The sequence below is a fragment of the Streptomyces tubercidicus genome, from assembly GCF_027497495.1.
Lineage (GTDB): Bacteria > Actinomycetota > Actinomycetes > Streptomycetales > Streptomycetaceae > Streptomyces > Streptomyces tubercidicus.
In genome coordinates, this window is record NZ_CP114205.1 from 5,698,135 (window position 1) to 5,721,285 (window position 23,151).

General features: G+C 69.2%; 21 protein-coding genes. 14 read left to right on the top strand and 7 right to left on the bottom strand.

The features are described 5' to 3' along the window. Nucleotides 1–252: 252 nt before the first annotated feature. Nucleotides 253–906 (bottom strand): TetR/AcrR family transcriptional regulator, encoded by a 654-nt coding sequence (locus STRTU_RS24780; protein ID WP_159746245.1) that lies wholly within the window; start codon nucleotides 904–906, stop codon nucleotides 253–255. A 115-nt stretch (nucleotides 907–1,021) separates the two neighbouring features. Between STRTU_RS24780 and STRTU_RS24785 the strand changes: the two genes are divergently transcribed. Together STRTU_RS24785 and STRTU_RS24790 are read left to right on the top strand one after the other, a co-directional pair. Then, nucleotides 1,022–2,623 carry an MFS transporter gene (locus tag STRTU_RS24785; RefSeq protein WP_159746246.1) on the top strand — a complete coding sequence of 534 codons (1,602 nt, stop codon included), beginning with the start codon at nucleotides 1,022–1,024 and terminating at the stop codon, nucleotides 2,621–2,623. Nucleotides 2,624–3,207: 584 nt separating this feature from the next. Then, nucleotides 3,208–3,621 carry a peptidase inhibitor family I36 protein gene (locus STRTU_RS24790; RefSeq protein WP_159746247.1) on the top strand — a complete coding sequence of 138 codons (414 nt, stop codon included), beginning with the start codon at nucleotides 3,208–3,210 and terminating at the stop codon, nucleotides 3,619–3,621. A gap of 129 nt (nucleotides 3,622–3,750) precedes the next feature. Here the strand turns inward: STRTU_RS24790 and aceE are convergent, their stop codons facing one another. Next, the gene (gene aceE, locus STRTU_RS24795; RefSeq protein ID WP_159746248.1) at nucleotides 3,751–6,483 is read right to left on the bottom strand and encodes a pyruvate dehydrogenase (acetyl-transferring), homodimeric type; all 2,733 of its coding nucleotides are present in this window, start codon (nucleotides 6,481–6,483) and stop codon (nucleotides 3,751–3,753) included. Nucleotides 6,484–6,998: 515 nt separating this feature from the next. On the opposite strand from aceE, the gene STRTU_RS24800 reads away from it, so the two are divergent. The 6 genes from STRTU_RS24800 to STRTU_RS24825 all read left to right on the top strand — a co-directional run bounded on the left by STRTU_RS24800 (nucleotide 6,999) and on the right by STRTU_RS24825 (nucleotide 11,564). Then, entirely contained in the window at nucleotides 6,999–7,430 is a 432-nt protein-coding gene (locus tag STRTU_RS24800) for a DUF3052 domain-containing protein (RefSeq protein WP_006605843.1), read from the top strand. 147 nt (nucleotides 7,431–7,577) lie between these two features. Beyond that, nucleotides 7,578–8,036, top strand: a complete 459-nt coding sequence (locus STRTU_RS24805; protein WP_159746249.1) for a peroxiredoxin — start codon at nucleotides 7,578–7,580, stop codon at nucleotides 8,034–8,036. Nucleotides 8,037–8,199: 163 nt separating this feature from the next. Beyond that, on the top strand, nucleotides 8,200–8,775 hold the full coding sequence (locus STRTU_RS24810) for a TerD family protein (protein WP_159746250.1): 576 nt from the start codon (nucleotides 8,200–8,202) through the stop codon (nucleotides 8,773–8,775). A gap of 189 nt (nucleotides 8,776–8,964) precedes the next feature. After that, nucleotides 8,965–9,540: a TerD family protein gene (locus tag STRTU_RS24815; protein ID WP_159746251.1), complete on the top strand. Its 576-nt coding sequence runs from the start codon at nucleotides 8,965–8,967 to the stop codon at nucleotides 9,538–9,540. 53 nt (nucleotides 9,541–9,593) lie between these two features. Then, the gene (locus tag STRTU_RS24820; protein ID WP_159746252.1) at nucleotides 9,594–10,721 is read left to right on the top strand and encodes a DUF475 domain-containing protein; all 1,128 of its coding nucleotides are present in this window, start codon (nucleotides 9,594–9,596) and stop codon (nucleotides 10,719–10,721) included. Between the two features lie 99 nt (nucleotides 10,722–10,820). Continuing rightward, the gene (locus tag STRTU_RS24825; protein ID WP_159746253.1) at nucleotides 10,821–11,564 is read left to right on the top strand and encodes a TerD family protein; all 744 of its coding nucleotides are present in this window, start codon (nucleotides 10,821–10,823) and stop codon (nucleotides 11,562–11,564) included. A gap of 143 nt (nucleotides 11,565–11,707) precedes the next feature. Here the strand turns inward: STRTU_RS24825 and STRTU_RS24830 are convergent, their stop codons facing one another. Next, nucleotides 11,708–12,871, bottom strand: a complete 1,164-nt coding sequence (locus STRTU_RS24830) for a TerD family protein (RefSeq protein WP_159746254.1) — start codon at nucleotides 12,869–12,871, stop codon at nucleotides 11,708–11,710. Nucleotides 12,872–13,089: 218 nt separating this feature from the next. Here STRTU_RS24830 and STRTU_RS24835 point away from each other — a divergent pair, with 218 nt between their 5' ends. The 3 genes from STRTU_RS24835 to STRTU_RS24845 are packed head-to-tail and all read left to right on the top strand — an operon-like array spanning nucleotide 13,090 to nucleotide 17,738. Beyond that, the gene (locus STRTU_RS24835) at nucleotides 13,090–14,262 is read left to right on the top strand and encodes an HpcH/HpaI aldolase/citrate lyase family protein (RefSeq protein WP_159746255.1); all 1,173 of its coding nucleotides are present in this window, start codon (nucleotides 13,090–13,092) and stop codon (nucleotides 14,260–14,262) included. 15 nt (nucleotides 14,263–14,277) lie between these two features. Further along, the gene (locus tag STRTU_RS24840; protein ID WP_159746256.1) at nucleotides 14,278–16,917 is read left to right on the top strand and encodes a phosphoribosyltransferase; all 2,640 of its coding nucleotides are present in this window, start codon (nucleotides 14,278–14,280) and stop codon (nucleotides 16,915–16,917) included. Then, the gene (locus STRTU_RS24845; protein WP_159746257.1) at nucleotides 16,917–17,738 is read left to right on the top strand and encodes an HAD family hydrolase; all 822 of its coding nucleotides are present in this window, start codon (nucleotides 16,917–16,919) and stop codon (nucleotides 17,736–17,738) included. The genes STRTU_RS24840 and STRTU_RS24845 overlap by 1 nt, the downstream gene beginning before the upstream one ends. Here STRTU_RS24845 and STRTU_RS24850 read toward each other — a convergent pair. Next, on the bottom strand, nucleotides 17,701–18,339 hold the full coding sequence (locus tag STRTU_RS24850; protein WP_159746258.1) for a DedA family protein: 639 nt from the start codon (nucleotides 18,337–18,339) through the stop codon (nucleotides 17,701–17,703). The two genes, STRTU_RS24845 and STRTU_RS24850, sit on opposite strands and share 38 nt — an antisense overlap. A gap of 108 nt (nucleotides 18,340–18,447) precedes the next feature. On the opposite strand from STRTU_RS24850, the gene STRTU_RS24855 reads away from it, so the two are divergent. The 3 genes from STRTU_RS24855 to STRTU_RS24865 all read left to right on the top strand — a co-directional run bounded on the left by STRTU_RS24855 (nucleotide 18,448) and on the right by STRTU_RS24865 (nucleotide 21,072). Next, nucleotides 18,448–19,587 (top strand): sensor histidine kinase, encoded by a 1,140-nt coding sequence (locus STRTU_RS24855; RefSeq protein ID WP_174878921.1) that lies wholly within the window; start codon nucleotides 18,448–18,450, stop codon nucleotides 19,585–19,587. Beyond that, nucleotides 19,578–20,237 carry a response regulator transcription factor gene (locus STRTU_RS24860; protein ID WP_159746259.1) on the top strand — a complete coding sequence of 220 codons (660 nt, stop codon included), beginning with the start codon at nucleotides 19,578–19,580 and terminating at the stop codon, nucleotides 20,235–20,237. Before STRTU_RS24855 ends, STRTU_RS24860 begins: the two co-directional genes overlap by 10 nt. A 211-nt stretch (nucleotides 20,238–20,448) precedes the next feature. Next, a complete protein-coding gene (locus tag STRTU_RS24865; RefSeq protein WP_174878981.1) occupies nucleotides 20,449–21,072 on the top strand; it encodes an O-methyltransferase in 624 nt (207 codons plus the stop codon). Between the two features lie 51 nt (nucleotides 21,073–21,123). On the opposite strand, the gene STRTU_RS24870 is transcribed toward STRTU_RS24865, so the two are convergent. The 3 genes from STRTU_RS24870 to STRTU_RS24880 are packed head-to-tail and all read right to left on the bottom strand — an operon-like array spanning nucleotide 21,124 to nucleotide 23,151. Then, nucleotides 21,124–21,342 (bottom strand): FmdB family zinc ribbon protein, encoded by a 219-nt coding sequence (locus STRTU_RS24870; protein WP_159746261.1) that lies wholly within the window; start codon nucleotides 21,340–21,342, stop codon nucleotides 21,124–21,126. Nucleotides 21,343–21,367: 25 nt separating this feature from the next. Then, nucleotides 21,368–22,534, bottom strand: coding sequence for a sugar kinase (locus tag STRTU_RS24875; protein WP_159746262.1), 1,167 nt, complete (start codon nucleotides 22,532–22,534; stop codon nucleotides 21,368–21,370). Further along, nucleotides 22,531–23,151: a bifunctional 4-hydroxy-2-oxoglutarate aldolase/2-dehydro-3-deoxy-phosphogluconate aldolase gene (locus STRTU_RS24880; protein WP_159746263.1), complete on the bottom strand. Its 621-nt coding sequence runs from the start codon at nucleotides 23,149–23,151 to the stop codon at nucleotides 22,531–22,533. Before STRTU_RS24880 ends, STRTU_RS24875 begins: the two co-directional genes overlap by 4 nt.

Here is a 23,151-nt window from a genome sequence, read left to right on the forward strand (position 1 = left end):
CGAGCCACCCTAGGAGACACCAGAGGGCCTCCGCTGTGACCGTGAGTGATCTCACGTTTTGCGGTGGGCATTTCGACCAAAACGGACACGCGTCATCGATTTACGGTGCTCAGCCGTGCAGTGATGGTCTCAGGGAGAGGTCTTCATGATCGCTTAGCGAAGGGTTCTCGTTACGGAGGGTGGTGGATCGAGTGATGAACGGAGTCATGGGTTCCGCCGCCCGGCTCCTCCGCCGGGCCCGGCGCGCTGCGTTCAGCGCGCCCGCCAGTCGTCCTCCATCGCCGGCCCGATGTGATCCAGATAGGACTGGGTCAGCTCGCGGATCGACGCCACGGTGCACTCCTGGCCCTCGCCCCACACCTGGCCCGCCACCCGCATCACCCCGCCGAACGCGGCGACCAGCACCCGCGGCCGGGGATCGGTGTCCACATCCAGGCCCTCGCGCCGGGCGATCAACCGCGCCATCTGCTCCTCCAGTTCGGAGGAGCGCCGCAGATGCGCGGCGACCAGCGCGGGCGTCGACTCGATCATCCGGAACGCCCGCATGTACAGCTCCACCGGGATCACCGACTCGATCGCACTGCCGATGTCGTCCCACGCCACCATGACGGCGCTGCGCAGTGCGGTCAGCGGCGCCTCCGTCGCGGGCCGCACGCTCAGTTCGTCGAAGAAGCGGGCCTCAACCATTGCCTGGACGGCGAAGGCGACATCCTCCTTGTTCGCGAAGTAGCGGAAGTACGTCCGCTGGGAGACATCCACCGCCTCCGCGATCTCGTCGATCGTCGTCGCCTCGTACCCCTGCTCAGTGAACAGTTCGAGCGCCGCGCGGATCAGGGCGTCGCGGGTGCGCTGTTTCTTGCGTGCCCGCAGGCCCGCGGGTGCCGACTGCGGCGTCGGGGTCGCCATCCTGAGCCGCCTTTCCGTGGTGTTCTCGCTGCTCAGGTTACCTGTGAGCGAGATGACAGTTACCGACTCATGAAATGCTTTGTCAAATGTCAGTGGCTGACATTAGCCTCTTGGTATGAGTTCTCAGACCCCGGTTGCCGAAGCCGCGCCGGACCTTCCCGTACCGGACCCCCCGAAGGGACTGCGCGGTCACCCGTGGCTGACCCTCTTCTCCGTCGCCATCGGCGTCATGATGGTCGCCCTGGACGGCACGATCGTCGCCATCGCCAACCCGGCCATCAAGCAGGACCTCGGCGCCTCGCTCGCCGACGTGCAGTGGATCACCAACGGCTACATGCTCGCCCTGGCCATCGCGCTGATCACCGCGGGCAAGCTCGGTGACCGCTTCGGCCACCGCCAGACCTTCCTCATCGGCATCCTCGGCTTCGCCGCCGCCTCCGCCGCCATCGGGTTCTCCCATGAGGTCGCGCTGGTCATCGCTTTCCGGGTGCTCCAGGGCCTGTTCGGCGCGCTGCTGATGCCCGCCGCGCTGGGGCTGCTGCGCGCCACCTTCCCGGCCGAGAAGCTCAACATGGCGATCGGTATCTGGGGCATGGTCATCGGCGCCTCCACCGCCGGCGGCCCGATAGTCGGCGGACTGCTGGTCGAGCACGTCAACTGGCAGTCCGTGTTCTTCATCAACGTTCCGGTCGGTGTACTGGCCCTCGTCCTCGGCCTGGTGATCCTCAAGGACCACCGCGCGGAGAACGCCCCCCGCTCGTTCGACATCCCGGGCATCGTGCTGCTCTCCGGCGCGATGTTCTGCCTCATCTGGCCGCTGATCAAGGCGGGGGAGTGGCACTGGGACAGCATGAAGACCTGGGGCTTCCTGATCGCCGCCGTGGTCCTCTTCGCCCTGTTCGCGCTCCTGGAGAGCAAGGTCCGCGAACCGCTCATCCCGCTGCGGATGTTCCGCTCGCTGCCGCTGACCGCCGGCACGGTCCTGATGGTGCTGATGGCCTTCGCCTTCATGGGCGGCCTGTTCTTCGTGACGTTCTACCTCCAGAACGTGCACGGCATGTCGCCCGTGGACAGCGGTCTGCACCTGCTCCCGCTCACCGGCATGATGATCGTCGGCTCACCGCTGGCCGGCGCTCTGATCACCAAGTTCGGGCCGCGCATCCCGCTGGTCGGCGGCATGGTCCTCACCGCCGTCGCCATGTACGGCATGTCCGGCCTCGACACCGGCACCGGCACCGGCCCGATGTCCCTCTGGTTCGCGCTGCTCGGCCTGGGGCTCGCGCCCGTCATGGTCGGCGCCACCGAGGTCATCGTCGGCAACGCCCCGCTGGAGCTCTCCGGCGTCGCGGGCGGCCTCCAGCAGGCCGCGATGCAGGTCGGCGGCAGCCTCGGTACGGCCGTGCTCGGCGCGGTGATGGCCTCCCGCGTCGACAGCGACCTCCCCGGCAACTGGCGTTCGGCCGGCCTCCCGCCGGCCCCGCCCGCCCAGGCGTCCCAGCTCTCCGACGCCGTCTCGGCCGGTATCGCACCGGTCCCGAAGGGCACCCCGCCGGAGTTCGCCCAGAAGATCACCTCCGTCGCCCATGACACCTTCGTGTCCGGCATGAGCGAGGCCTTCATGGTCGCCTGCGGTGTGGCGGCCGTCGCCGCGGTCGTCGCCTTCTTCACCAAGCGCGGCGCGAACGCCGAGGCGGGCGCCGGCATGGGCCACATCTGACCGGCACCCCGGCCGTACGGCGTGCCCGGTTCGCGGAGCGACGTACGACCGGCGGCCCCCGCCCGTGGCACTTGGCGCGCGGCCCGCACGAGGTTTCCTCGTCCGGGCCGCGCGCCGTTGCGTGTGCGAGCGGGCTGCCGGCGCGGGGTGGCCGGGGCGGCGCGGTCGGTGCGGTCGGTGCGGGCGTCAACCACCCGCCGCGAGCCGCCCTCGGGCCCTATCCGCCTTTCCCCAGGCGGCAGTTGGTCTCCCTCGGCGGGCCGAATCCCTCATCCGGATGAGCAGGTCCGGGAACCGGCTCACCACCACTACGGCGCACGGTGCACCGCCCGCGGCCTCCGCCCCCGGCAGACACCGGGAGGAACGGTTCCGCGGTCTGCCCGCCCCGCCCCGCCGCACGTCAACCTCGCGCACCGGCCGCCCCGCTCGGGCGCGTTGGTCTGTCCACATACCTGATCCGGGTGGCAGTGCCGCCACGGGCTTGGCATCCGCACCCCGCCCTCGCGAAGCTCGATGACGAACCCGCCGCGGGCAACCGGCCCGCCTCGCGGGGCCTCAGCGACACACTCCACGGGGGAGATTCCATGCACCTGCGCACATCCCGGACCACCGCACTCCTCACCGGCCTGCTGGCCGTGCTGACCGCGGCACTCGCCGCCCCGGCCACCCTCGGCACCCCGGCCGCACACGCGGCCGCCGCCGGCCGGACCGCCGCCTCCGGCGCCTGTGACGCGGGCCAGCTCTGCCTCTGGCCGAAGGGCGACTTCGGCGGCGCCCGGCGGACCTATGAACTGTCCGGCATCGACATCGAGAGCTGCGTCCCCCTGCCCAAGGGGAGCAGCGCCGCCGCCCTCGCCAACCGCACGGGCCGGCCGGTCACCACCTACCAGAGCGGGGAATGCGCCGAGACCGCCGAGTTCGACACCTATCCGGGCGGCGGCAGCTGGGTGCCCCGATCCCCGTACCGCGTCAGGGCGTTCAAGGTATGGGAGCGCTGAACCGACCGCCCACGGGCCTGCCTCCGCGCACCCGTGGACCCCGCCACGCAGCACCGCGCCCCCCGACCGGCGAGGGACGCTGGTCGGGGGGGCGCGGCGGAAGCGGTGCGGCGGCAGGCCGCGGAGAGGTCAGGCGTCGCCGCCGGCCTCACCCGCGTCGGCGGCCGCGACGTCCAGGAGCTGGTAACGGTCGATCGCCTGCTTCAGCAGCGACCGGTCGACCTTGCCCTCCTTGGCGAGCTCGGTGAGCACGCCAAGGACGATGGACTGCGCGTCGATGTGGAAGAAGCGGCGGGCCGCACCACGGGTGTCCGCGAAGCCGAAGCCATCGGCACCCAGCGACTGGTACGTGCCGGGAACCCAGCGCGCGATCTGGTCCGGAACGGAACGCATCCAGTCCGAGACCGCGATCTTCGGGCCCTCGGCACCCTGGAGCTTCTGCGTCACGTACGGGACGCGCTGCTCCTCCTCCGGGTGCAGCAGGTTGTGCTCCTCGATCTCCACCGCGTCGCGGCGCAGCTCGTTCCAGGACGTCGCCGACCAGACATCGGCCTTGACGTTCCACTCGTCCGCGAGGATCTGCTGGGCCTCGACCGCCCACGGCACCGCGACACCCGAGGCGAGGATCTGGGCGGTGTGCTCGCCCTTCTCGCCGGGCTTCACACGGTGCAGACCCTTGAGGATGCCCTCGACGTCGGCGTCGGCCGGCTCCGCGGGGTGCAGGATCGGCTCGTTGTAGACGGTGAGGTAGTAGAAGACGTCCTCGGAGTTCTCGCCGTACATCCGGCGCAGACCGTCCTTGACGATATGCGCGATCTCGTAGCCGTAGGCCGGGTCGTAGGAGACACAGGCCGGGTTGGTCGAGGCCAGCAGCTGCGAGTGGCCGTCCGCGTGCTGCAGCCCCTCACCGGTCAGCGTCGTACGGCCGGCGGTCGCGCCGAGCACGAAGCCGCGGGAGAGCTGGTCGGCCATCTGCCAGAACTGGTCACCGGTCCGCTGGAACCCGAACATCGAGTAGAAGACATAGACCGGGATCAGCGGCTCGCCGTGCGTCGCATAGGCGGAACCCGCGGCGATCAGCGAGGCCGTGCAGCCCGCCTCGGTGATGCCGTCGTGCAGCATCTGCCCGGTCGGCGACTCCTTGTACGCGAGGAGCAGTTCGCGGTCCACCGACTCGTACTGCTGGCCCAGCGGGTTGTAGATCTTGGCCGACGGGAAGAACGCGTCCATACCGAAGGTGCGGTACTCGTCGGGCGCGATCGGCACGAAACGCTTGCCGATCTCCTTGTCCCGCATCAGGTCCTTCAGGACCCGGACGAACGCCATCGTCGTGGCGATCTTCTGCTGCCCCGAACCCTTCTTGGCGCCCGCATAGGCCTTGTCGTCCGGCAGCTGCAGCGGCTTGGCACGCACGACACGGGTCGGCACATAGCCGCCCAGGCCCTTGCGGCGGTCGTGCATGTACTGGATCTCTTCGGAGTCGCGGCCCGGGTGGTAGTACGGGGGCGCGCCGTCCTCCAGGTCCTTGTCCGGGATCGGCAGGTGCAGCCGGTCACGGAAGCCCTTGAGGTCCTCGACCGTCAGCTTCTTCATCTGGTGGGTCGCGTTGCGGCCCTCGAAGTTGGGACCGAGCGTCCAGCCCTTGACGGTCTGCGCGAGGATCACCGTCGGCTGGCCCTTGTGGGCCTTGGCCGCCGCATACGCCGCGTAGATCTTCTTGTGGTCGTGACCGCCGCGGCCCAGGTGCAGGATCTGGTCGTCGGTCATGCCCTCGACCATCGCCCGCAGCCGGTGGTCGTCACCGAAGAAGTGCTCGCGGATGTACGAACCGGTCTCGGTGGCGTACGTCTGGAACTGGCCGTCGGGGGTGGTGTTGAGCTTGTTCACCAGGATGCCGTCGCGGTCCTGCGCGAGCAGCGGGTCCCAGCTGCGGTCCCACACCAGCTTGATCACGTTCCAGCCGGCGCCGCGGAACTGCGACTCCAGCTCCTGCATGATCTTGCCGTTGCCGCGGACCGGGCCGTCCAGGCGCTGCAGGTTGCAGTTGACGACGAAGGTCAGGTTGTCCAGGCCCTCACGGGCGGCGATGGACAGCTGGCCGAGCGACTCGGGCTCGTCCATCTCGCCGTCGCCGAGGTACGCCCAGACGTGCGACTTGGAGGTGTCGGCGATACCGCGCGCCTCCATGTAGCGGTTCATCCGCGCCTGGTAGATCGCACCGAGCGGGCCAAGGCCCATCGAGACGGTCGGGAACTCCCAGAAGTCCGGCATCAGCCGCGGGTGCGGGTAGCTGGACAGCCCGTCGGGAGCCTTGGACTTCTCCTGGCGGAAGGCGTCGAGCTGGTTCTCGGTCAGCCGGTCCAGGAGGTACGCGCGGGCGTAGACACCGGGCGAGGCATGGCCCTGGAAGAAGATCTGGTCGCCGCCGTCACCCTGGTCCTTGCCCCGGAAGAAGTGGTTGAAGCCCACGTCGTAGAGGGAGGCGGAGGAGGCGAAGGTGGCGATATGGCCGCCGACGCCGATGCCCGGACGCTGGGCGCGCGAGACCATCACGGCCGCGTTCCACCGGGTCGCGTTCAGGACCTTGCGCTCGATCTCCTCGTTACCCGGGAAGAACGGCTCGTCCTTGGTCGCGATGGTGTTCACGTAGTCCGTGCTGCGCATCTCGGGCACGGCCACACGCTTCTCGCGGGCGCGCTCGATCAGGCGGAGCATGAGGTAGCGGGCACGTTCCCGGCCTCGCTCGTCGACGGCCGCGTCGAGCGAGTCGAGCCATTCCTGGGTTTCTTCGGGATCGAAGTCCGGGACCTGGCTGGGAAGGCCGCCAATGATGATCGGGTTTCGATCGGATCCGGAAGCCACGCTGTTCCTTCGTGTTCGGTTCGTGTCGTGCCCCGCAAGGGATTGCTGCTGTGCACGGACGAATGCTGTCTCTGCCTTGGTGTCGCGCCGTCTTCCATCGTGTACCGAGCCACAGGGATACGTCACCTCTACCGATGGGTAACCCATCCGTAGAGAGAGGGCGCTGAAAAGGCCGATTTCTCGGGTCGGCCAAATCGCAACCATACGCCCATGTCGAAAGTCCTTCGCGTACGGACGTGCGGACCCCGAAATCAGGTCCACGCGCCGCGGCCGCCCCCCGAAGGGACCAGTCTCGCGCGAGTACCCGATAAACCCTGCAGAAAGCTGTGGCGTGAATCACTTCGGCCTGTCCTACTGGGGTCGTGGTTGCGGCGAGACGCCTCCAAACGTCACCGTTTCGGCGGTCTGAACCGCCGGGTACTTGCGCGATCCGCCCGGCCCGTGTGGACTACGCCCAATGCTCCGCGCACGCGCGGGGTCCCCGAGCATTTCCGAAACATGACAGGAGGCAATCCGTGAGCGCGACCGCGGACCACGCGGAGGAGCGGACCAACCCTGCCGCCAGGCTGGGGTTCGAGCCCGGACAGGTGGTCCAGGAGATCGGTTACGACGACGACGTCGATCAGGATCTCCGCGAAGGCATTGAGACCGTGATCGGCCAGGATCTCGTCGACGAGGACTACGACGACGTCTGTGACGTCGTGGTGCTGTGGTTCCGCGACGAGGACGGCGACCTCACGGACGCGCTGGTGGACGCCATCGGCCTGATCGACGAGGGCGGGCAGATCTGGCTGCTGACCCCGAAGACCGGCCGTGAGGGCTACGTCGAGCCGAGCGACATCAATGAGGCCGCGCAGACCGCGGGTCTGTCCCAGACCAAGAGCATCAACGCGGCCAAGGACTGGACCGGCAGCCGCCTGGTCACCCCCAAGTCCGGCAAGCGCTGAGCCGCACCGACCCGACGTTCGCCGCCGAGCCCCCTCCGCCCTGTTCCGGAGGGGGCTCGGCCCTGTTCAGGAGGGGTTCCCCGGGCGTGCACACCGGCGCGTAGGGTTGGGCGCGTCCTGTTGAGAGTGAGCGGAAGGGAAGCACCCATGGCGATCGAGGTCGGCACGAAGGCTCCGGATTTCGAGCTGAAGAACCAGCACGGCGAGCTGGTCAAGCTCTCCGACTTCCGCGGTGAGAAGGCCGTTGTCCTCCTCTTCTACCCCTTCGCCTTCACCGGTGTGTGCACCGGCGAGCTCTGCGCGCTCCGTGACGAGCTGCCGAAGTTCGTCAACGACGACGTCCAGCTGCTGGCCGTCTCCAACGACTCCCCGTTCTCGCTGCGCGTCTTCGCCGAGCAGGAGGGTCTGGAGTACCCGCTGCTGTCGGACTTCTGGCCGCACGGCGAGGCCTCGCGGGCGTACGGCGTCTTCGACGAGGAGAAGGGCTGCGCGGTGCGCGGCACGTTCATCATCGACAAGGAGGGCGTGGTGCGCTGGACGGTCGTCAACGGCCTGCCCGACGCCCGCGACCTGAACGACTACGTCAAGGCGCTCGGCACCCTCTGAGCCGGCGCGCGCTCCCAGGCATCGCTGCGCCCACCGGGCAGACATCCGCATGATCCAGGTGCGATATCTGCAATCGGTGGGAACCGGTCACTAGGATCAATTCGTTGATCCGATGCCATGCACGATGGGGGCGCAGGTACCCCTCGAATCTATGGGAGGACTCGTGGGAGTCAGCCTCAGCAAGGGCGGCAACGTCTCGCTGACGAAGGAAGCCCCCAACCTGACCGCCGTCATCGTCGGTCTGGGCTGGGACGCGCGTACCACCACCGGTACGGACTTCGACCTGGACGCCAGCGCCCTGCTGACGAACGACCAGGGCAAGGTGGGCAACGACCAGAACTTCGTGTTCTTCAACAACCTGAAGAGCCCGGACGGTTCGGTCGAGCACACCGGTGACAACATCACCGGTGAGGGCGAAGGCGACGACGAGCAGATCAAGGTGAATCTGGCCGCGGTGCCGGCCGATGTATCCAAGATCGTCTTCCCGGTGTCGATCTACGACGCCGAGACCCGCCAGCAGAGCTTCGGCCAGGTCCGTAACGCCTTCATCCGCGTGGTCAACCAGGCCGACAACAATGAGCTGGCGCGCTACGACCTGAGCGAGGACGCCTCGACGGAGACCGCCATGGTCTTCGGCGAGCTGTACCGCAACGGCGCGGAGTGGAAGTTCCGGGCCATCGGCCAGGGCTACGCCTCGGGCCTGCGCGGCATCGCGCAGGACTTCGGCGTCAACGTCTGACCGGCCGGACCGAGGTCCGACCGTCGGCGTCCGGCCGTGCGGCGCTGCCGTAGTGGCGGCCCGAGCCAAGCACGACCGCGTCCGGCGTCGTACGTCCCCGTCCGGGGAGTGCGGCGCCGGACGCGCTTGAACGAGGGTTGCGGGCCGTCCGCCGGGCGGACCGCACCGACACCGGGGAGGAAGCGAACGATGAGCGTCACGCTTGCCAAGGGGGGCAATGTCTCCCTGTCCAAGGCCGCTCCGAATCTCACACAGATCATGGTCGGCCTCGGCTGGGACGCGCGGTCCACGACCGGCGCGCCCTTCGATCTGGACGCCAGCGCGTTGCTGTGCCAGTCGGGCCGGGTGCTGGGGGACGAGTACTTCGTCTTCTACAACAACCTCAAAAGTCCCGAGGGCTCCGTCGAGCACACCGGGGACAACCTCACCGGCGAGGGTGAGGGCGACGACGAGTCGGTCCTGGTGGATCTTTCCCAGGTACCCGAGCAGGTCGACAAGATCGTCTTTCCGGTCTCGATCCATGACGCCGATCTGCGCGGCCAAAGCTTCGGACAGGTCAGCAACGCGTTTATCCGCATCGTCAATCAGGCCGACGGCAGCGAACTCGCCCGCTACGACCTCAGCGAGGACGCCTCGACGGAGACCGCGATGATCTTCGGCGAGGTGTATCGCTACCAGGGCGAATGGAAGTTCCGGGCAGTCGGGCAGGGGTACGCGTCGGGTCTCCGGGGCATCGCTCTAGACTTCGGGGTCAACGTTTCGTAAAGCGCCGCGCGCTGCGCGCGGGGGACCCCATACAGCGAGGGATTGGGTAGGCAGTGCTCCTGAAAACCTTTGGCTGGTCGTTCGCCGCCACGGCGGCCGGCCTCGCCTTGGCGGGCGTGCTTTGGGGGTGGCAGGGGCTGGCGATTGTCGGGATCCTGTCCATCCTGGAGATCTCGCTCTCGTTCGACAACGCCGTCATCAACGCAGGCATTCTGCGCAAGATGAACCCCTTCTGGCAGAAGATCTTCCTTACGCTCGGCATCCTCATCGCCGTGTTCGGCATGCGACTGGTGTTCCCGGTCGTCATTGTCGCGATCACCGCGAAGCTGGGGCCGATCGAGGCGGTCAATCTCGCCATCAATGACAAGGCGCAATACGAGGAACTGGTCACCAGCGCCCATCCGGCCATCGCGGCCTTCGGCGGGATCTTCCTGCTGATGATCTTCCTCGACTTCATATTCGAGGAGCGCGATTACAAGTGGCTGTCCTGGATCGAAAAGCCCATGGCCAAGATGGGCAAGCTGGACACCCTGTCGATCATCATCGCGCTGGTCGCCCTGCTGGTGAGTGCGATGACGGTGGCCACCAGCGTCGCGCACGGCGGCGGTGACAAGAGCGCCACGGTGCTGCTGTCCGGTGTCGCGGGCCTCATCACGTACCTCGTCGTCGCCGGTATCTCCGGCTACTTCGAAGGCAAGCTGGAGGACGAGGACGAGGCAGCCGAGGAGGCCGCGGAGGCGCGCGCCGCGAAGGGCAACGGCTCGGCCGTCGGCCTGGCCGGCAAGGCCGCGTTCTTCATGTTCCTCTACCTTGAGGTCATCGACGCGTCCTTCTCCTTCGACGGCGTCATCAGTGCCTTCGCCATCACCAACGACATCTTCATGATGGCGCTGGGTCTGGGTATCGGCGCCATGTACATCCGGTCGCTGACGGTCTTCCTGGTCCGCAAGGGAACCCTGGACGACTACGTCTACCTGGAGCACGGCGCCCACTACGCGATCGGCGCGCTGGCCGTCATCCTGCTCATCACGATCAAGTACGAGATCCCCGAGGTCGTCACCGGCCTCGTCGGCGTCGTGCTGATCGCCCTCTCGTTCGCCTCTTCCGTGGTCCGGAACCGGCGTGAGGGCAGCTCGGGAGACGCATCGGGCGAGAAGCCGGAAGTCACGTCCGGAGTGTGACGCGGCGCTGATTGAGGAACGCTCTCTGCGGGGCGGCCCTGAGGTGCAGACCTCGGGCCGCCCCGTCGTCATTGGGGCCGAAGCGATGGGGTGGGCAAGGTGTCGTTCCTGGGGAATCTGTGGCGCGGTGGCGCGCAGAAGTTTGATTTCGACAGCGGTGGCGCTTCGTATGTCGTCGAGCTGACGAAGCGGAATCCGGTCGTCTCGCTGACGAAGCAGGGGGCCGCCAGCGGGCATCTGCGGGTCAATCTGCACTGGCAGATGCGGACCTCGGACCTTCATGAGCGGGGCGGGCAGCGCAGAGGCGGGCTGCTGCGGAATCCGGGCAAGCTGTTCAGGCCCGAGGTCGTGCAGGCGCAGGGGCCGGCCGTGGTCAATGTCGACCTGGACCTGGCGTGTCTGTACGAGCTCAAGGACGGCACCAGGGGCGTGGCGCAGCCGCTGGGCAACTTTCTGGGCGACCTCAACGGGCCGCCCTTCGTCAAGCTCAGCGGTGACGACCGCTTCGGTTCAGGGTCCGGCGAGACGCTCTACATCAACCTGGACCACCGCGAAGAGATCAAGCGCATGCTGATCTTCGTGTACATCTACGACGGCACACCGGCCTTCGACCGTACGCATGCGGTCGTGACGCTCTATCCGAGCAGCGGCCCGCGGGTGGAGGTCAAGCTGGACGAGCGGGCGCCGCAGGCGCGCTCCTGCGCCGTCTTCATGCTGGAGAACGTCAAGGACGAGCTGACGGTGCGGCGCGAGGTGAAGTACGTCTACGGCTTCCAGGCGGAGCTGGACCGGCTGTACGGCTGGGGGCTCCAGTGGGGGCGGGGCTACAAGACCAAGGTGTGAGCCGCCCCTGTGCGGCGCGCGGCCTGGGCAGCGCGCCGCCGGGTGGTGTGGCGTCGGGTGGTGCGCCGACAGGTGGTGTGCCGTTGGGCGTTGCGTCGGCGCCGTTTGTGGTGGCCCTCAGGCGCGGTCCCACAGGATCTCCGCTAACGGCGCTGGAACTGCGGTCCCTGGGGCGGCAGGACGAAGGACGGGTCCGGCACAAAGGGCTGCTGCATCGGGTGGCCGTAGGTCGAGGCAGGATACGGCTGCGGCTGCGGGGCGCCGTACGTGGACGGTGGCTGCTGTGGCGGCTGGTACTGGGGCGGCGGCCCCGGGTAGCCGTAGGCGGGCTGGACCGGGGGCTGCGTCGGGGGTGGCGGAACGTGCTGCGGGTAGCCGTAGCCGCCGCTCATGGGCGGGGGCGCCATCGGGGGCGCGGCGGCCGCGGGCGGTGCTGTGGGCGAGGCCGGCTCGGGCGGGGCATCCGCCACATGCTGGGTGACGGCATCGGGGTCCGACGTCGGATATGTCTGTGCGTCCACCGCGGAGGGCGGGCCCGAGGCCTCCTCCGGCCAGGTACTGGGCGGCGGGGTCGCGGGGGAGCCGGAAGGGCCACCCGCCGCGCTGGAGGAGGCCGGTGCCGCGGTGGCGGACGGGGTGGCGGAGGTGGACGGGCCGGGCTCGGGTTCCGCGGGTGGTTCGGCGGCCGTCGTGGCCTCCGAGGCGGGCGACGCCGACACCGGTGCCTCCGAGGCCGGCGGAGCGGAGCGTTCGGAGGCCGCCTCGTTCTCGTCCACCGAGATCCCGAACTCGGTCGCCAGCCCGACCAGTCCGGTCTCGTACCCCTGCCCCAGCGCCCGGAACTTCCAGGTCTCGGCGCGCCGGTACAACTCCCCGCAGATCAGGGCCGTCTCATCGCCCGTCTCGGGCTCCACGTCGAAGACCGCGACCGGCTCACCGTCGCTCGCCGCCGCGTCGTACAGCCGGACCTGGAGATCCGTGACGCCCGCGAACGCCCCGCCGTCCGAGGAAGCGGCCAGCACGACCCGGTCCACCGACGGATCCAGCGCCGCCAGATCCGCCTCGATGGTGTCGGTCAGCTGGTCGGCGAGCCGGGTCTTGGGCAGATGCCGGACCAGGCCGCTGGGGTGGCGCGGTTGGTTGTAGAAGACGAAGTCCTCGTCGGAGCGCACGCATCCCTCGGGTCCCAGCAGCAGGGCCGAGGCATCGACATCGGGGACACCGGCGCCGGGCGTCCAGCGCAGGACGGCCCGAACAGCCGTGGCATCGAGGGGTACGTTCGACCCTTTCAGCATCGCGTGCGTCATGCCGTAATCCTGCCTTCCCTCAGGTCGCAGCGACAACGCGGGGGCCCCGGCAGGGTGCAGGGAGCGCGAGCGCGGACACCTGGGTGCCTCGTGGGGGTTACGTGTTTTTCATGTACGCGGGAACTAACCATGCCCCCACAGACGTACGATTACCGGCTGGATCCAGACAGCGAGACGCAGCGGGGGTGCCCGGATCCCCCAGGCAGACGGGGAGATATATGCGGCATTTTGGGCATCTTGCGCCCGAGGTTCGGGAGACGCTGTTCCATCAGGAGCCGGTGGAGTTCACCGCCGATTCTCCCGCCCGCATGCTCTCGGTCGCCCTGGGGGCCACGCTCTACAGCCCCGCCACCCGTCCGCGCCTCGCCGCCGACGTGCTCAAACAGGCCGGGCGTGGCGTGATGTCCATGGTGCTGTGCCTGGAGGACTCCATAGGGGACGCGGATGTCGAGGCCGGCGAGGAGAATCTCGTGCGGCAGCTCGGTCTTCTCGACGAGGCGGCCGCCGCCGGCGCCGACCTCCCGCTGCTGTTCGTCCGCGTCCGCACCCCCGGTCAAATAGCGGACCTGGTGCGCCGGATGGGAACCGCCGTCGACAGGCTGTCCGGATTTGTACTTCCCAAATTCACCGAGGAACGTGGCGTCCCGTTCCTTGAGGCGCTCACCACGGCGGAGTCCGTCTGTTCCCGTCGGCTCTTCGCGATGCCGGTGCTGGAATCTCCGCAGCTGCTGCATCTGGAGAGCCGCGCCGAGACACTGCAGGGCATCGCCAGGACCGTCGACAAATACCGGGACCGGGTGCTGGCCCTGCGGCTCGGCGTCACGGACTTCTGCTCCGCCTACGGGCTGCGCAGACCGCCCGATATGACGGCATACGACGTCCAGATCGTCGCCTCCGTGATCGCCGACGTGGTGAATGTGCTCGGACGCGCGGATGGCACGGGCTTCACGGTCACCGGACCGGTATGGGAGTACTTCCGCCTGCATGAGCGGATGTTCAAGCCACAGCTGCGGCGCAGCCCGTTCCTCGGACGCGCCGAGGACCTGCGGACGGCACTGATCGAGCACGATATGGACGGCCTGCTGCGCGAGATCGAACTCGACCGCGCGAACGGCCTGCAGGGCAAGACCTGCATCCACCCCTCGCATGTCGCGCCGGTGCACGCGCTCTCGGTGGTCAGCCATGAGGAGTTCAGCGACGCGGTCGACATCCTGCGGCCCGAACGGGACGACGGCGGGGTGCTGCGCTCCTCGTACACGAACAAGATGAACGAGGTGAAGCCGCATCGCGCCTGGGCCGAGCGGACCCTGCTGCGGGCCGAGGCGTTCGGGGTCGCCCGCGAGGGCGTCGGTTTCGTGGAGCTGCTGACGGCGAGTGTGCCGCAGACCTGATCTGCGGTGATCGATATGAACGGTACGACGGAGGAGACGGAACGCGTGGTCTGGACAGGAGAATGGGTCGCCGGCCGGCTCGGGGTCTCGCTGAGCGGCGGGGACGAGCTGCCGGAACTGCTCGGGCTCGCGCTGCGGCGCAACCCGAAGCGGGCCCATCTGCTCGTGTCGAATGTGCTCGGCAAGCATGTGCCGCAGCGACCGGGCGTGGTCCACGGCGCGGGCGTCGGGCTGGGACGCCAGGTGCGGAAGCTGCTGGGTGAGGAGGCCGCCGCCCGCTCCGTCGTCCTGGGCTACGCCGAGACCGCCACCGGCCTGGGGCATTCGGTGGCCGACGGTCTGGCCCTCGCGCCGTATCTGCACTCCACCCGCCGCCCCGTGGCGGGTGTGCCGCAGGTGGGTGGGTTCGAGGAGGAGCACAGCCATGCCACCTCCCATCTGCTGCTCCCCGAGGACCACGGACTCCTGGCCGGAGACGGACCATTGGTACTCGTCGACGACGAGTTCTCCACCGGCAGGACCGTCCTGAACACCATCAAGGCGCTGCACACACACTTCCCGCGCGAGCGGTACGTGGTTGTCGCCCTGGTCGATATGCGCTCCGACGCGGACCGCAGCCATCTGGAGAAGTTCGCCGCGGAACTGGGCGCCCGCGTCGATCTCGTCGCACTGGCCGCGGGCGGCGTACGCCTGCCCGATGATGTGCTGACCCTCGGCCAGGAACTCGTCGCCGCACAAGAGGCCGCTACGGCACGCGAGGCCGGTGCGGCACAGGAGACCGGGGCTTCCTCGGGGAGTACATCGGCGTCCACGGGTGACGACCGGCATGCGGTAGCCGCTCCAGCGGCGCCTGGCGGCCGCGGTGCGGACGCCGTACGGGTCGACCTCGGCTGGCCCGCCGGGCTGCCCGACGGCGGACGGCACGGGTTCACACCGGCGCACCGGGCACGCCTGGAGGCCGGGCTTCCGGGCATGGCGACCCGTATCGCGCAGCGACTGGACGGTGCCCGGCGCATCCTCGTCCTCGGCAACGAGGAATTGATGTACGCGCCGCTGCGGATAGCTGAGGCTCTGGACGCCCTCGTCACGGGGGAAGGGGACGCCGCCGAGGCGTCGCCGGCCGGCGACGGCATTGGGCCGGAGGGCGGCTCCTTCGTACCGCTGGTCGGTCAGCCGTCCGCGTCGACCGGAGGCGCGGGGGTCTTCTTCTCCACCACCACCCGGTCGCCGGTGCTCGCAGTCGACGACCCCGGTTACGCGATACGCACCCGGCTGTCCTTCCCCGCCCACGACCGTCCCGCCGACGGGCCGGGGGAGCGGTACGCCTACAACGTCGCGGCCGGCACCGACCCGGAGCGCGGCTTCGACGCCATCGTGGCCGTCGTGGACTCGCACGGCGACCGCCCCGAACTGCACGCCGACGACGGTCTGCTGAGCCGGCTCGCCGAGCACACCGACCGGCTGCTGCTTGCCGTCGTCCCCTCGTACGCCCCGCAACCACAGGCCGGACCCATGCCTCTCCCCGAACCGCTGCGCGGCCCCGCCTTCTCCTCCTACACCGCCGACGAGGTCGGCTGGCTGCTGCAGGATCTCTCCGAGGTCACCCTGGAAGCGCCGACCGAGGAACGCGAGGAGGCGATTCAGCGCGGTGGCGCCCATTACGCGGAGTCGCTGCCCGTCGAGTACCAGCCGAGCGAGGACTACCAGGCGCTCTTTCACAGCGCGCTGCGGACCTCCGCGAGCCGGATCGCGCGCGCTGTCGGGACCGTCACCGAGACCGTGCTCGCCGAACGCAGTCCACGGCCCGTGCTGGTGTCGCTGGCGCGGGCGGGGACACCCGTCGGGGTGCTGATGCGTCGCTGGGCGCGGCACGCACACGGTCTGGAACTGCCGCATTACGCGATCTCGATCGTCCGCGGCCGGGGCATCGACTCCGTGGCGCTCCGGTGGCTGGCCGCCCACCACGATCCGGCGGATGTCGTCTTCGTGGACGGCTGGACCGGCAAGGGAGCCATCACCCGCGAACTCGCCCAGGCACTGGCGGACTTCCCGGGCTTCGACCCACGGATCGCCGTGCTCGCCGACCCCGGCGGCTGCGTCGAGACCTATGGCACTCGCGACGATTTCCTCATCCCGTCCGCCTGCCTCAACTCCACCGTCTCCGGCCTCATATCGCGCACCGTCCTGCGCGACGACCTCGTGGGCCCCGACGACTTCCACGGCGCGAAGTTCTACCGCGAGCTGGCCCCGGCGGATCTGTCGCGTGCCTTCCTGGACGCGGTCAGTGACCGCTTCGACGAGGTCGCCCCGGACGTCGCCGAAGCGGTGAAGGAACTGGCCGCCGCCGACCGGGCACCCACCTGGGAGGGCTGGGCGGCCGTCGAGCGGATCAGCGTGGAATACGGGATCCATGACGTGAACCTCGTGAAGCCCGGTGTCGGTGAGACCACTCGCGTACTGCTGCGCCGGGTCCCCTGGAAGATCCTGGCCCGGCGGGGTGCCGGGACCGATCTCGATCATGTGCGCCTCCTGGCTGAACAACGGGGCGTGCCCGTCGAAGAGGTCGACGAACTGCCCTATACCTGTGTGGGGTTGATCCACCCCCGCTTCACACGCGGGGCCACGGGTGCTGACGGCAAGGCGGTGGCCTCCTGATGAGCGCGATCGTCGCCAGCGACCTCGACCGCACCCTGATCTATTCGGCCCCCGCGCTGGGCCTCGCCATGCCCGACGCCGAGGCCCCCCGGCTCCTGTGTGTGGAGGTCTATGAGCGCAAGCCGCTCTCGTATATGACGGAGACGGCCGCCGGACTGCTCGCCGAACTGGCCGGCAAGGCCACCTTTGTGCCGACCACCACCCGCACCCGCGAGCAATACGGCCGTATTCATCTCCCCGGCCCGGAGCCGGAGTTCGCCATCTGCGCCAACGGCGGCCATCTGCTCGTATGGGGCGAGTCGGATCCGGACTGGCAGCGCACCGTCGCCGAGCGGCTCGCCGCGCAGTGTGCGCCCCTCGATGAGATCCGCGCGCATCTCGTGCGCACCGCCGACCCGGCATGGCTGCTCAAGGAGCGTGTTGCCGAGGACCTCTTCGCCTATCTCGTCGTGGAACGGCCGCTGCTGCCGAACGCCTGGGTGAAGGACCTCGCCGGCTGGGCGGATGAACGCGGCTGGACCGTCTCCCTGCAGGGCCGCAAGATCTATGCCGTGCCGCAGCCGCTGACCAAGAGTGCAGCCGTGGCGGAGGTGGCGCGCCGCACCGGGGCATCCGAGATCCTCGCGGCCGGCGATTCCCTCCTCGACGCCGATCTGCTGCTGGCCGCGGACCGTGGATGGCGGCCCGGACACGGGGAGTTGGCGGATGCCGGCTGGCACGCCCCCCATGTCACGGCGCTCGAAGAGCGGGGTGTTGCTGCGGGCGAGGAAATCCTGCGGGCCTTCATCCGCGGTGCCGTGCCCCCGGGCCACGCCTCCTGACACGCACCACGACAAAGGCCGCCACCGCGAGCGCCGTTGTCCCAAGGACCACCTTCGAATAGACGTCCACATATCCCGTCACCTCTTCCCAGTTGTCGCCGAGCAGATAGCCGGCGAGGACGAAGATCGCGTTCCAGATGAAGCTGCCGAGGGTGGTCAGGGCGAGAAAGACCGGTATCGGCATGCGCTCGATGCCTGCGGGTATCGAGATGAAGCTCCGAAAGAGGGGAATCATCCGGCCGAAGAACACCGCCTTCGTCCCGTGCCGCCGGAACCAGCGCTCCGTCTTCTCGATGTCGGAGACCTTGACCAGCGGCAGCTTCGAGGCGATCGCGGACGTACGTTCGCGCCCGAGCCATGCGCCCACGCCGTACAGCGCCAGGGCGCCGGTCACCGAGCCGAGGGTCGTCCACGCGAGGGCGGAGGTCAGTTGCATGCTGCCGCGGGCGGCCGCGAAGCCCGCCAGGGGCAGGATCACTTCGCTCGGCAGCGGCGGGAAGAGATTTTCTGCGGCGATGGCCACACCCGCGCCGGGCGCGCCGAGCGTGTCCATGAGGTCGGTGATCCAGCCGGGTGCGGTGCCTTCGATGCTCTCGATCATGTTTCAACGCTATGAATTTTCGTCTCGCGGCACATTGCGGTATACCGCACGAAAGACTGCGGTTTTCCGCAGTGTGCGCGGACGCATGATGCGGCTAGCGTTTTGATCATGTTGGGAATTGCGCGGCGCGGATTGCGCCTGGCGACAGGTCTGGTGCTCGGTGCCGTGATCGCGGTGGCCGAGCTCCCCTTCGTCGTGCTCTCCGGCCTCTCCCTTCTGTGCGTGTTCGCCTGGCCGCGCGGCCGCCGTGCGGTCCTCAAGCCCGTGACAGCCGCCGCGCGAGCCCTGACCGAGACCCATCGACGCCGCCTCCGCGTCTATGTCGCGGCCGACACCTCGGACGCGTACGCGGACCTCCGCGCCCTGCAATATCTGTCCCTGCGCTGGGGATTGGGCCTGCTGGGCGTTCTCGTCCTGAGCGCGGCACTGATCGGACTGGCGTACGGCATCTCCTGGATCTTCATCCTGCTGCTCAACGACGTCCGCCATCCCGGCAACCTCGCGATTTCAAGCGTCGCCGGCCTCTTCCTCCTGTTCCTCAGCCTGCAAGGCACGTTCGGGGTCGCCGGGCTGGAGACCAGGCTGGCGCGCTATTACCTCGGCCCCAGCCACCACGAGGAACTGGAACGCCGCATCGAGCAACTGGCCACCAGCCGCGCCGGCGTCATCGCCGCGGTCAACGACGAGCGCCGCCGGATCGAACGCGATCTGCACGACGGGGTGCAGCAGCGGCTGGTCGCCCTGGGAATGCTGCTCGGCCGTGCGCTGCGCAGCCAGGACGGGCGGCGTGCGGAACAACTCCTGCGCCAGGCCCACGAAGAGAGCGGCCAGGCCCTGACCGAGCTGAGGGAAGTGGCCTGGCGGGTCTATCCGACGGTGCTGGACGAGGCAGGGCTGCGCGCAGCCTTGGAAACCGTCGCGGAGCGCTCGGCCATCCCCGTATGCCTCGACTACGCACTCACCACCGAACCCGACACCGCCCTGGCCACAGTCGCCTACTTCGTGGTCTCCGAAGCCGTCACCAATGCCGTCAAGCATTCCGGCGCCGGACGGATAACGGTCCGCGTCGCCCCTGGCGAGGACGCCGTGCTCGTGCATATCGAGGACGACGGACCGGGCGGCGCGGACTCCTCCGGCAGCGGCCTGTTCGGGCTGGCCCGCCGGGTCGCCGCCGTCGACGGCCGGTTCCGGGTGGACAGCCCGGCCGGCGGACCGACCACCATCACCGCGGAGTTGCCGTGCGCGTAGTGCTGGCCGACGATTCGATCCTGTTGCGCGAGGGCCTGGTGCGCCTCCTTGCCGAGGAGGGGCATGAGGTGGCAGCCGCGGTCGGCGACGCCGATCAGCTGATCGCCGTACTGGAACAGGCGGCGGAGCAGGGGCAGAAGCCGGATGCGGTGGTCGTGGACGTCCGGATGCCACCCACGCACACCGATGAGGGCCTGCGCGCCGCCATGCAGATCCGCGAGCGCTGGCCCGGCATCGGCGTACTGGTGCTCTCGCAGTATGTCGAGCGCCGCTATGCGACAGAGCTGCTGACCGATGACAGCGAGGGGGTGGGCTATCTGCTCAAGGACCGGGTGGTCCAGGTGGACGAGTTCCTGGACGCGCTGGAACGGGTGAGCACCGGAAAGGCCGCCTTCGACTCCGAAGTCGTACGACAACTGCTGATGCGCAGCCGCCGCTCGGATCCGCTGGGCACACTGACCGCACGTGAAAAGGAGGTGCTCCGGGAGATGGCGCAGGGTCACACCAACGCAGCCATCGCCGTCCGGCTGCACATCTCACAGAGCGCCGTGGAGAAGCACATCAACGCGATCTTCGACAAGCTCGGTCTGGTTGGCGCATCCGGATACTCGCGCCGGGTCCTGGCGGTGTTGCGGTACTTGGGGACATGAGAAGGGGGCTGCGGCCCTCGCCGCCGAGTCGCCATGGACAACGTCTGAGCGACGGCTCGTCGAGGGAGGGGGAAACCGAGCGGTGGGCGGCGCGCTCCACTAGTCTCGCCGAGGCGGTTGGCTGCACCGTCCGGTGATCGGCCGAGACCGCGATCCTTGATCAAGGGGAGAGCCAGTGGTTGAGTCCAAGAGCACGCCGATCACAGCCGAGATGTATGAATACGTCCTCGCTCACAATCCGCCGTTGAACGCCGCGCAGCGGGACATCGTGGAGCTCACACACCAACAGTTCCCCGAGGCGGCGGGGATGCAGTCGGCGGAGGAGCAGGGGCCGCTGCTTGCGTTCCTGGTGCGGCTGACCGGGGCTCGGCATGTCGTCGAGGTAGGGACGTTCACCGGCTTCTCGACGCTGTCCATGGCGCAGGCGCTGCCCGCGGACGGCACGCTGATCGCGTGCGATGTCTCCGAGGAATGGACCGCCTACGGCCAGGAATCCTGGGCGAAGGCCGGGGTCGCGGACCGTATCGAACTGCGGATCGCGCCCGCGCTGGAAACGCTGCGGGCGATGCCGGCCGAGCCGCATATCGACCTCGCCTATCTCGACGCGGACAAGGGCGGCTATATCGCCTACTGGGAGGAGCTGGTGCCCCGGCTGAGCCCGGGAGGTCTGATCGTTGCGGACAACGTCCTGTACCACGGGGAGGTCGCCGATCCGGCGGCCACCGGGTCCGCCCTGGCGATCAGGGCGTTCAACGACCATGTGCTGGCGGACCCTCGTATGGAGGCGGTGATCCTCACCGTGGCGGACGGCGTGACGCTGGCGCGCAAGCGGTAGCGGCGGGCCAGGGGGCAGGCGGCCAGGGCGTGGTGCCCCCGGCGGTGTGCCCTAGCCGCAGCAGCCGCCTCCGCAGCAACCGCCGCCTCCGCCGCTCGGGGCACTCGGGGCGGGGGCGGTTGCGGAGCCGCCGACGGCGACCGTGGAGAGGAGCTTCACGGTGTCCTCGTGGCCCTCGGGGCAGACGGCCGGGGCGGAGGACTCGGCCATCGGCCGGTTCAGCTCGAAGGTGGAGCCACAGGGGCGGCACCGGTATTCGTAACGAGGCATGGGCACAGGTTAGCCGTGGCGCCGCTCAACGCACGACGGTGCCGGGCGGCGCGCCCAGCATGCCCAGCTCCGAGCGGGTGGGCGCGCCCTCCCAGTCGCCGCGCGACGCGACCGCGAACGCCCCGCTGGTGATGGCGCGCTCCAGGCGTACGTCCGGCTCCTCGCCGTCCAGCAGCGCCGACAGATAGCCCGCCACGAAGGCGTCGCCCGCGCCTACGGCGTCCACGGCGCGTACGGGTTTGGCGGGACGGTGCACTGAGCCGCTCTGGGTGAAGACCCTTGCCCCTGCCGCGCCGAGTTTGACCACAATCTCGCTGACACCCTGGTCCAGGAGAAGTTGGGCTTGTGTCGCCAGGGAGACCGCAGGGTCGCCCACGTCTCCCTGCGGCGGGAGGTTCACGGCATCAGCGCATGTTCTCGTTCCCTTGCCCCGCCGGCTGCTCTCGCTCCCCTCCGCCGAGCCGTCCAAGCCCCCGTCTCCGGGCAGGCACAGTGGCAGCTCGTCATCGGAGGCGATCAGGACATCCACAGCGGGGATCCACTCACGGAGAACCTCGGCGGCTTCTTCGGCGGTCCACAGGCGGGCGCGGAAATTGACGTCGAGGCAGACCAACGAGCCGTGTTCCTGTGCCAGTTGGAGGGCGCGCCGGGCCGCCGAGCGGGCCGTAGAGCTCAGGGACGGAGTGATGCCCGTCAGGTGAAGGACCCGGGGTGGAGCGGCGGAGAAGGCTCTCTGGATCATGTCAGCGGTGAGACGGGAGCCTGCTGATCCCGTGCGGTAGTAGTGCACCCGCGTGACCTCGGGCAGCCGTGGCTCGAAGAGGAGCAGCCCGGTCGGGGCGCCGGGGTCGGTCGCGGCGCTGGATACGTCGACGCCCTCGGCGCGCAGCGTACGCAGCACCAGCTGTCCTGCCTCGTCCTCGCCGACCGCGCCCGACCAGCGGACGTCGTGTCCTAGCCGGGTCAGGCCGATCGCGACATTGCTCTCCGCCCCGGCAATGGAGACGTTCATCGTGCCGCCGAGCTTCAGCGGGCCGCTGCCCCGTAGGGCGACCATCGTCTCCCCGAAGGTGAAGACGTCCGGGCGGCCGGGCTGCCCAGGAGGCAGCGGGCGGCCAGGTGTCGCTCCGGGGCGGGGAGTGGTGGCGCCCCGTCGGTCCTCGCCGCGCGCGGCGGTCGGTTGCCCCGTCATGGTGCGCACGCCGCCTTGAACTCCGCCGCGCGCTTGCGCAGCCCGTCCAGGTCGCCGCCGTCCGCCGCGTCCCCGATCAGGGGTGAGCCGACGCCCACCGCCACCGCTCCGGCGGCGAAGTAGGCGGGCGCAGCGGCCGCGTCCACCCCGCCGACCGGCACGAACGGCAGCTCGGGGAAGGGGGCGCGGAGTGCCTGTAGATAGCCGGGTCCGCCGAACGACGCCGGGAACAGTTTCAGGGCCGAGACGCCCAGCGCGTCGGCCGCGATCACCTCGGACGGCGTCAGCACCCCGGCGAGTGTCGAGAGTCCCTGCCGTACGGACTCCTCCAGACCGGCCCCCAGGCCGGGTGTGACGATGAGATTGGCCCCGGCCTCGGCGGCGCGCCGGGCGTCCGATGCGGTCAGGACGCTGCCGGCGCCGAGCCAGGCCGCGTCGCCGAGCTCGGCACGCGCCCGTCGGATGACGCTGAGGGCGTCGTTTCCGCTGAGTGAGACCTCGATCAGCGGAAGGTCTGCCTCCGCCAGCGCCATGACCGTACGGAAGGACGCCTCCGCATCTCTGCCCCGGACGATGGCGATCAGCCGTTCGGTCCGGAGCGCTGTGCTGAAGTCCAT